Annotated in this window: 8 protein-coding genes; 1 reads left to right on the top strand and 7 read right to left on the bottom strand. The window is 63.1% G+C overall.

All coding sequences use genetic code 11. The features are described 5' to 3' along the window. Positions 1-157 precede the first annotated feature (157 nt). The 7 genes from G6017_RS07410 to G6017_RS07380 form a co-directional block, all read right to left on the bottom strand. Positions 158-817, bottom strand: coding sequence for an HAD family hydrolase (locus G6017_RS07410; protein ID WP_141236373.1), 660 nt, complete (start codon positions 815-817; stop codon positions 158-160). Then, positions 807-1,880, bottom strand: coding sequence for an ABC transporter ATP-binding protein (locus G6017_RS07405; protein WP_069388519.1), 1,074 nt, complete (start codon positions 1,878-1,880; stop codon positions 807-809). The genes G6017_RS07410 and G6017_RS07405 overlap by 11 nt, the downstream gene beginning before the upstream one ends. A gap of 19 nt (positions 1,881-1,899) precedes the next feature. Beyond that, complete coding sequence (locus tag G6017_RS07400) at positions 1,900-3,174, bottom strand: ABC transporter substrate-binding protein (protein WP_182616730.1); 1,275 nt, start codon at positions 3,172-3,174, stop codon at positions 1,900-1,902. Positions 3,175-3,264: 90 nt separating this feature from the next. After that, positions 3,265-4,107, bottom strand: a complete 843-nt coding sequence (locus G6017_RS07395) for a carbohydrate ABC transporter permease (RefSeq protein WP_069388521.1) — start codon at positions 4,105-4,107, stop codon at positions 3,265-3,267. Beyond that, positions 4,104-4,973 carry a carbohydrate ABC transporter permease gene (locus tag G6017_RS07390; protein ID WP_227022450.1) on the bottom strand — a complete coding sequence of 290 codons (870 nt, stop codon included), beginning with the start codon at positions 4,971-4,973 and terminating at the stop codon, positions 4,104-4,106. The genes G6017_RS07395 and G6017_RS07390 overlap by 4 nt, the downstream gene beginning before the upstream one ends. Continuing rightward, positions 4,970-7,099, bottom strand: a complete 2,130-nt coding sequence (locus G6017_RS07385) for a BamB-related PQQ repeat family beta-propellar protein (protein WP_069388522.1) — start codon at positions 7,097-7,099, stop codon at positions 4,970-4,972. The genes G6017_RS07390 and G6017_RS07385 overlap by 4 nt, the downstream gene beginning before the upstream one ends. 35 nt (positions 7,100-7,134) lie before the next feature. Further along, positions 7,135-8,010 (bottom strand): SIS domain-containing protein, encoded by an 876-nt coding sequence (locus G6017_RS07380; protein WP_167492488.1) that lies wholly within the window; start codon positions 8,008-8,010, stop codon positions 7,135-7,137. A gap of 359 nt (positions 8,011-8,369) precedes the next feature. Between G6017_RS07380 and G6017_RS07375 the strand changes: the two genes are divergently transcribed. Then, positions 8,370-8,954, top strand: a complete 585-nt coding sequence (locus G6017_RS07375) for a recombinase family protein (protein ID WP_069388523.1) — start codon at positions 8,370-8,372, stop codon at positions 8,952-8,954. Positions 8,955-9,117 lie beyond the last annotated feature (163 nt).

Genomic DNA, 9,117 nt, shown 5'->3' with positions numbered 1-9,117 from the left:
GTTACACCACTCTATGGGGCACTACTCGAGAGGACGCTCCCCGGGGACTAGTCGAGTCAGTGCGGCCGGTGAGATATCTCTAGATTCATGGGTTTCGCGAGCTTGTTTCCAGTGCAACGCGCAGGGGTACTGGCACTGCTTTCGATCCAGAGACGCCTCAGAGTCGCAAGCCCGCCGCGATCACGTCATCGATCCCGCGATGACGGAACGACTCCCATACCTGGATGCCATCCTGTGCCTCGACGGGTTGGGAGCCCCGTACGGCGATCACGCGGAGACCCGCGCCTCGCGCGCTATGCACCCCAATGGTGGAGTCTTCTATTGCCACGGATTGCGAGCCAGAGACGCGTAAGTTGCGGAGAGCTGTCCGGTAGGCCTCTGGGTCGGGTTTCGGACGGGTGACCATATCTGCCGTCGTTACGTCGGCGAAGTATGGGTGAGGTAGCTGTTCGAGGACGGTGGCTGCGGTGCGCGAGGGGGACATCGTGACGAGTCCTTGGCAAACGCCCGCACGCTGCAGGGTCTCCAGCAGGTCGAGCGCCCCCGGGCGCCACAAGACTCCGTCGCGACGATTGAGATCCTCCATTCGTTCCGCCAGCAGTTTCACGACCACACGGCGTTCACTACGAGCTCCACGCTCACGGAGGAGATCCGCAAGACCAGGAATGGAGATGCCCGAGATCTCTGCCGGTTCAGGATCCCAGGGATGCGCTCCAAGCTCGCGCGAGAGCTGGGCGCACGCGTGCGCCCAGCTCGCCTCGCTGTCGATGAGCGTGCCATCGAGATCCCACAGGACGGCGCCGCCCCTACTCGGCATGAGCACCGTCGCGTGGCAATCGGGCACCCGTCTCGGCGTCGAACAGCAGAATGTCCGATGCGTTGAAGCCAATCGATACGGACTCGCCGCGATGAACCGAGACGCCGCGATCCGTGCGAACCGCGGCGGGGACGCCATCCACCGTGATTTCAAGGACCTGCGTCTCTCCCTCGAAGATCACCGTATGGACGAGGCCGGTCGCTCGGTAATCTGCGGCCTCTCGGAGGCGAAGACGCTCCGGCCGCACTCCGACCAGGACGCTGCGGGAGGCGGGCGGTGAGGCGATCACACCGAAGACGGTGCGATACCCCCCGTCCCTGCGCTCTCCGTCAAAGAGGTTCATGGGTGGCGACCCGATGAAACCAGCGACGAATGACGTCGCGGGATCGTGGTAAATCTCTTCCGGAGTACCTATCTGCTCGATTCGACCCGCGCGGATGACAGCAATGCGATCGGCCAGCGCCATCGCGTCGCTCTGATCATGGGTGACGTGGATGGACGTCGCACCGGTCGCGCGCATCAGATCGGCGATTTCCTGGCGCAGCGCGACGTGGAGCTGGGCGTCAAGTCCCGAGAGCGGCTCGTCGAGCAGAACGACGCGCGCGTTGCGCGCGAGCGCCCGCGCGAGTGCAACACGCTGACGCTGTCCGCCGGACATCTGTCGCGGCTTCCGGGACAGCAGCTCTCCAATACCCATGCGCCGCGCCAGGTCGATTGCCCGCGCCCGTGCCTCTTCGCGGGTGAGGCGCAGGCCGTGTCGCAGGCCGAGCGTGATGTTCTCAAGCGCACTGAGATGGGGATAAAGCGCGAAGTGTTGGAAGACGATCGCGACGTCTCTTCTGTGGGGAGGCAAGTCTTGCTGCGGTGTGCCCCCGATGACGACTTCTCCGGTGTCCAGCGAATCGAGCCCCGCAACGATCCTCAAGAGGGTCGACTTCCCCGAGCCGGAAGGGCCGAGGACGACAAGCGATTCGCCCGCGGCGACGTCCAGATGGATATCGCCGATGGCGGTGACGTCGCCGAAACGCTTAGACAGATGCCGGAGGGATACTTCAGCAGACATGACGGAGCTTCTTCCCTGGCTAGTTCGACAGTGCGTCGATGCGGCTGACGGTTTCGGGAACGATCTCTTTGGAAGGCTGAGCCTGGTCGATCATCCCCTGCACCATGTCCTGCAAGTATTGATTCGTGCGCGCGAGGCTCTCTCCGGGCCAACCGCCTCCGGCAACAGGAACTCCCTCATAGCGCCATGCGTATCCGAGCGGTCCCTGTGCTTCCGCCAGCTCCAGCAGCTCGGTCTTCGTGGCGACATCCACAGGGATATAGCTGTTTGCTTTCGAGCTCTCCACGATGACCGTGGGGTCCAACATCGCGCCGATGAGCTCTCCGGCGTATGCCGAGCGGCACTCATCGTCGGACAGGGTCATCCACCCGTTACCCCCAGCGGGGAGCACAGCACTTCCGCCATCGGGGATCGGCATGTCGGAAATGGTCCACTCGAAGGAGTCGCCGACGGCGGCGTCCACGGTGGCCCCCACGGCGGGTGTGCCGAAGAAGTAGGCAGCTTCTCCACGGGAGAAGACTGAGATCGAGTCCTGCCAGCTCACAGGGTCTTGAAGCTTCTCTGCACCGATGGTTTCGTAGATCTTCAGCGCCTCGTAACCCTCCTCGTTGTCAAAGCCAGCGGTGCCATCCTCGTTTGCGTACTCGGCCCCGCCGCTGCCGACGAAAGCCTGCACGAACCACCAGGCAATGTTGTCGCGAGGAATCTGGATCGGCGTCGTCACATCTGTCTTCTCTTGGACCTGCCGAGCGCCGTCGAGCACCTCAGAATGCGTGGTCGGGAGCTCGGAGACGCCCGCAGATTCCGTGAGCGTCGTGTTCGTATAAAGCACAGGAACAGAGATCTGGAAGGGTGCGACGTAAGTTTTCCCGTTGAGCGTGCCGACATCCAGGTAGTCGTCGATGTAGGTGTCTCTTAGCGAGGACCGGTCGATTTCGCGAGGGCTGTATTTCTCGACCCAGAATCGGAGTTGATCGAGCCCTAGCATGATGACGTCCGGGCGGGATCCCGCAGCGATATCTGCGACGATCTGCTGAGTGAGCTCGTCATAGCTCGTTCCCTCGGGAGCGGCCTTGAGGTCAACTGTGAGGCCGGGGTACGTCTCCTCCATCGACTTCTTGCCGAGCTCAGCCGCGGCTTGGCCCTGGTTGGCGTACTGAGCGGTGATGGTGACGCCGTCCGGTGAGCATTCCCCGATGTCAGCCTGCGTCGCAGGCGCAGCTTCTTCCGCGGGAGCGGAACACCCGGAGAGCAGGAGCACGGAGCTGATGAGGCCGGCGCCCAATGCGCTCATTCGTGTGATGCGTGAGTGGGACATGATTTCGCCTTCGTAGATAGGAAGTGGGATTGAGGAGGTGAAACTGTGGAGTCGGGTTGACTGTCATCACCCGGGCAGTTCGCCACCGGCGATGCCCGTGACGAACTTGCGTTGAGCGACGATGAACAGCACCACGATGGGGAGGGTGACGAGCATGGCTGCGGCAGCGAGCTCGCCGTACGCGGTGCCGGTCTCCGCCTGCTGGAAGATCGAAAGAGCCAGCGGCGGTGTGTACAGCGAAGGGTCGCGGGCGACTAGTAGCGGCCACAAATAGTCGTTCCAGTGCGTGAAGACGGACAAAACTGCGAACGCGGCGATCGTCGGCATCGACGACGGGACGACGACGTGCACGAGCGTGCGGAGGGTGCCGAGGCCGTCCGCCTTCGCGGCCTCAAGGAGCGAGTCGGGAATCGTGATCATGTGCTGACGGAGCATAAAGATCCCGATCGCGCTGGTCATGAACGGGAGCACCAAGGCCGCAAAGGTATTCGCAAGTCCGATGGAGCCGATGCCCAGGTACAACGGCAGCGCTGTAGCCTGCGTCGGCACCAGAAGACACGCGAGGATGACAGCGAAGGCTGCGTCGCGACCTCGGAATCGGAGCTTTGCGAACGCATAGCCCGCGGGGATCACGGTGATGATCTGGATGATCAGGATGCTGCCCGTGACCAGCGCTCCGTTGAGCATTGCGTGGCCGAGATCCGCACTCTCCCACGCTCGTGCGTAGTTGCCCCAGTCCAAAGAACTCGGCAGGAGCTGGATACCGTCGAGTACTGCTTCGTCAGCCGGAGACAGCGACAAGCGAAGCATCCACAGCACTGGGAAAACCGAGATCGTGATGGCAACGAGAGCCAGCAGCCACCGAAGAGAATGGGACAGGGAGCGGCGGAGCGAGATTTTGGTGGTCATACGGTTTCCTTATCTCCAGTAAATGCCCGTCGCCGAATCACTCCGATGAGAACCAGGACGACAAGGAGCATTGATGCGAGCGCCGCCGCCTGGCCGAGGTCGAAGTAGACGAACCCAAGCCGCCAGGTCATCGTGAGCACCGTCTCGGTGGAACCGAGCGGGCCACCTTCCGTCATGACGTTGATGGTGTCGAACACCTGGACCGACTGCAGGACGGCCATAACCGTCGCGAACACGGTCATGGGGCGCAGCAGGGGAAGGGTGACCCGTCGGAACTTCGCCCACGAGCCCAGTCCGTCGGCGGCGGCGGCCTCGTGCAACGCCGTTGGAATACTTGTTAGGCCGGCGAGATAGAAGATCATCACGAAGGATGTCAGGCGCCAGATGCCCACCAGAGCCACAGTGAACAGCGCCGTCGAGGTATCGCCGAGGAAGTTGACGGGTCCGATGCCGACGACGGCGAAGACCTCGTTGACGAAGCCTCCTCTCGACGCGAAGATCCAGCGGAAGACGACGGCCATCGCGACCATATTGGTGGCGAAGGGGAGAAAGAGCAGAACTTGGAGCGCGGGTCGACCTCGAGTAAACGAGTGCGCAAGCATGGCGGTGCCGAGTCCGAGCACGAGGCTGGGAACAATGGTGAGGACTGAGTAGACGACCGTGTTCCACAGTGCCTGCTGTACCGCAGGGTCGGTGAGGATCGCCGTGTAGTTCGCGATACCGGCCCAGGTCCATACGGTGCGGTCGCCGAGATCGATGCGGAAGAGGCTGCCGACGAGCGCAAGCACGCCCGGCAAGAGCACGAACAATCCGATGAGTGCGAGCGCGGGTGCTACGAGCACCCAACCGATACTCCGGTGCTTCACGACTCCTCCCCCTGCACGATTGCGCTCGGGTAGGCGCAGAGTGTGCCGTCGGCGTGGAGCACGACGGTCGTATCCTCGAAGCGCTGCACGGAGACGAGGATTGGGATGCCGGTGGCGAACCGTGAGCGCAGGGCGCCATCACCGAGATCGAGGGTGATGATGTCACCGTCGAGGGCTGGGAGGATGACCTGCTTGTCCAAGATCGTCGGCGCCGCGAAGAGCGGATGAGGAGTGCGCCTGTACGTGAGTAGGCAGGCATTACTTCGAGCCGCGACCTCTGCGTGCCAGCGTGTCTCGCCGCTCGCCGCGTCTCTGAGATAGACGCTGCCTCCCGCGTCGGAGAACAGAACTCCTTCCAGCGTCCAGTACGGCGGCGTCGGGTTCCACGGAATCGAGCTCGCTTGGAACCAGCTCACCGCGTCGTTGTTCGTGGGACGTCGGAACACTCCAGTGATCCCGGTCGCAATCAGATCACCCGTAGCAGGTTCGATGAGCGGCGTGCGGATCGGGAGGGGGGACGAACCGCGCAACGATTCGAGGAGATCTGTGTTGCTCTCCGCAAGTCGGTCCCCGAACGTTTCGCCCGTCTCCGGATCCAGGAGGACAGGGACTCGCGGCTCAGGGAATCCGCTCCAGACGATGAGAGCCGACGCGTCGTCGGCTGCCCGTCGCTCCCAGAAGACGGGCGCGGCGAGGAGGGCGAAGATCTGGTACGGCGCTATGTCCCGTCGCTCCCAGATCGTGTGTCCGTCGTCGATGTCGAGCGCGCGCAAGGTGGAGTGATCGCCCACGAGGACGAGATTCTCGTGAATTGCTGGCGGAGTGAACCCGAAGAGCCTGAGTGGGTCGGGGGTGTGCTTCCGCCATAGCTGTCGCCCCGTGGAGATTTCGAACGCCGCTGTCGTTCCGGATACCGATGTGCACAGGACCGTGCCGCTCGCGCCGTGCACCACGGGGGCCGAACGCACGGGAGCATCAAGGTCGGCGTGCCAGAGCAGCCCGCCCGTCGCGGCGTCGACCGCGAAGAGACCCCCCGAAGCGTGGTCGTCATCGGCGAGGGGAAGAACGATGACGCCCTTGGCGATCGCGAAAGGGGCACGCTGGCCGGGCGTCCCGACGCTCCGGCGCCAGCGCGCCGCTTCGGCCGCGGCTGGGAGGAGTACCGCGGGGGTCTGGGCAGGATCCGGATCGGTAGGGAGCGTCTCGACGCCGATCGTTACGCCGTCCCACGTGATAAGGCGGTAGGTCGCCGGAGAAAGATCGACGCCACCGAAGAGCGCAGGTGGAGTGTTGACGTGCAGCGTGTCCGCAGTACGTACGACCCGCGACGTATGGCGATGCCCCGAGAATGTAGCGATGGGGGGCCTCGGGAGCCCAGAGAGAATCGAGGAGCCTGGCTGATCATGCGACAGTAGGATCCAGGGAATGTCCTCGTCGAGTGCTTCGAGGTCGGCCCTCAGCCAGGCATTCTGCTGTTCGTGATCCCGGCCGAGCTCGTGCGTGAACCAGTCGATGGCGACGACGTGCAGTGCGGGAAGATCGTACGAATACCACCGCGGGCCGAGAAATGCTTCGTAGTGGCGCGGTTCTCCGGAGTGGATCGCGTAGCCGTTGCGGCTGACGACATCGCTCGTCTGTTCCGTCATGTGATCGTGGTTGCCGGGAATTACATGCACGGGGATTGGTGTGTCGAAAATTGCTTCGCGGAACTCGCGGTATTGCTCGCGGAGGCCGTGGTCGGTCAGGTCACCGGTGATGATCGCGGAATGCAGGTCCGGTTGGTCTTCGACGATCTTGGTCAGCAATGTAGACAAACGTTCACCCGTGCCAAGTTCCGCGGGCTGCGGATAGTTGCCGCCATCACCGATGTGCGTGTCCGTGAGATGAGCGAAGCGAAGCGGAAGCGTTACTGGGGACGCCTGCAGGGTGAAGGTCACCTCGGATTCGCGACCGTCGAAGTACCATTGGTTGCATCGCCAACCCACCGGACGCACCACAAACACGAAACGCGCGTCCGTCTCCAGCTGGAACCTCCCGTCGGCCGCAGTATGCACGACGGTGTTCCCGTCGCTTACCCGGATGTCCGCCAGCGGGTTGCCGTCGGTGTCGGTGACCTGTCCGTTCACGATCTTCGCTCTCTGTCTATGGGGCTCGAGCCGGATCAGATCCGGTGGGAGTTGACGAGTTTTTCGGCCTCGTCACGCCGTTCCGTCGCGCCGCTGACTCGGATCGTGAGCACGCTGTAGATGGCATCGAGAAGTGAGAGATGCACGATTCTGCTGGTCATCGCCTCCACTCGATGCCGCGTCTCCGAGCTCCCCGCGACGATCAGCGCGTGTGCGATCTCTGTGAGCGGGGATGTGAGGAAGCTCGTGATGCCGATGACTTTCGCTCCTGAATTGGCAGCGGTGCGCGCCGCCTCGAGCGTCGTTTTCGTCGATCCCGTGTGGCTGATGACAAAGCAGACGTCGCGCTCATCAAGGCCCTGGACGGCGACGTGTTGGGCGATGAAGTCGGGGGTGAACGTCGCGTCGAGTCCGAGGGCCGTAAGTCGATAGGCTGCGTCTGAGGCAAGCGGAGCGGACGTGCCCACTGCTACGAACCGAATGCGTCGGGCCGATGCTAGGGCGTCGACGATGGTCGTCACGTCGCTGAGGTCGATGTGAGTGGCGGTTGCTTCCAGTGCGTCCGCGCTTTCACGCAGAGTCCCCCGCACAGTGCTCATGAGTGGATCCTCTGCATCGGTCGGGCCCGGGCTATCGGGCGGGGTTTCGCGCGAGAGTAGGAGCTTGAACTCTTGGAAGCCATGCAGACCGAACCTCTGGCAGAACCGCACAACTGACCCGACCGACGTTCCAGATATCTGGGCGAACTCCGTCACGGAGCTCGTCATGACGACACGCGGATCGGCGTGGATCGAGCGCGCAACTCGCTTCTCCGATTCGGAGAACGATGCACTTGCAAGGCGGATCTGCTCGAGCAGAGGTTGTCCGTCGCCGCGCCAAAGGCGTGAGGATGAAAGATCGGTTCTGGTCACGTCGCCCAAATTAGGAGGACCAGATGTCGCATCGGTGGCGTCCGACCAAACCGTGGATGAACACTCCACGCCAAAACTGTGATGGAAATTTCATCCAGTGCGACGCGTCAACCGCCGCTTCCCGGGTGCTTCTCGCCTCCCCAGCTTTCCTGCACCACACCCCCGAATGTCCGGGATCCAAGGCATGACGGACATCGACATGCGTTGACAATCATTAGGTTTCCGAGACACCGCGGCGGCTTGCTCGTGGTCCGACCACTCCCCCGGAAAACGGAGGCCCGGCTTGTCTCGAAAACTTGCCTCATCATGAATCGTCTCAGCCTGCTCGAGCGGCGGGGTTTCTGAGGCAAACTGTAAAAGTGAGACTCCTTGGCTATACCCGCGTCAGCACCGCGTCTCAGGATGCGCAGCTCCAGCTCGACGCGCTCGTCGACGTCGGCGTACAGAAGCGCGACGTCTTCGCTGACGTGACCTCCGGGAGCCGGACCGCGATCGAGCGCCCGGGCATGAAGCGACTGCTTGAGCATGCAGAGTCCGGCGACACCGTTGTCGTGTGGCGCGTTGATCGTTTGGGGCGATCCCTCATTGACGTCCTCAACACTGTCAACCTGCTGCGGGAGCGAGGCGTCAACGTGCGCTCCATCTCTGACGGCATCGACCCCGCGACGTCAACGGGCCGTCTCATGTTGAACATGCTCGCCACTCTTGCCGAGTACGAGCGTGAGCTCATCGTCGAGCGTGTGAATGCTGGCATCGCCGCGGCCCGCCAGAACGGCACGAAGTTCGGCCGGCCCCTCTCCGATCCTGTCGAGGTTGCAGAGAAGCTCCAAGTCGTCGCCGACGCGCGCAAGCGGGGCAGGACGGCGGAAGAAGCTGCTCGCCTCGTCGGCTGGAGCCGCGCGACGCTCTACCGGCACCAGAAAGCGCACACAGTGCGCGAGTAGGAAGCGATCGAGTGAGCTCGTCGGGAGGCGCCTCTGGGGTGGCGCCGCTCCCCCGGCTGCACCCGCCGAGTGAGACGTCTCGAAACCTATGGGTTGTGCAACAACCCTGGCGGCGGTGAAGGTAGGTGGGAGTCTCGCAGTAGTGCCCCATAGAGTGGTGTAA

It is taken from the genome of Dietzia sp. B44, assembly GCF_014145245.1.
Lineage (GTDB): Bacteria > Actinomycetota > Actinomycetes > Mycobacteriales > Mycobacteriaceae > Dietzia > Dietzia natronolimnaea.
Note: the sequence above shows the minus strand (reverse complement) of the source record. Positions and strands in the feature narration are given on the sequence as shown.

Coding starts and splice junctions, on each gene's coding strand:
- G6017_RS07410 (WP_141236373.1), bottom strand. CDS start 817: ATGCCGAGTAGGGGCGGCGCCGTCCTGTGGGATCTCGATGGCACGCTC.
- G6017_RS07405 (WP_069388519.1), bottom strand. CDS start 1,880: ATGTCTGCTGAAGTATCCCTCCGGCATCTGTCTAAGCGTTTCGGCGAC.
- G6017_RS07400 (WP_182616730.1), bottom strand. CDS start 3,174: ATGAGCGCATTGGGCGCCGGCCTCATCAGCTCCGTGCTCCTGCTCTCC.
- G6017_RS07395 (WP_069388521.1), bottom strand. CDS start 4,107: ATGACCACCAAAATCTCGCTCCGCCGCTCCCTGTCCCATTCTCTTCGG.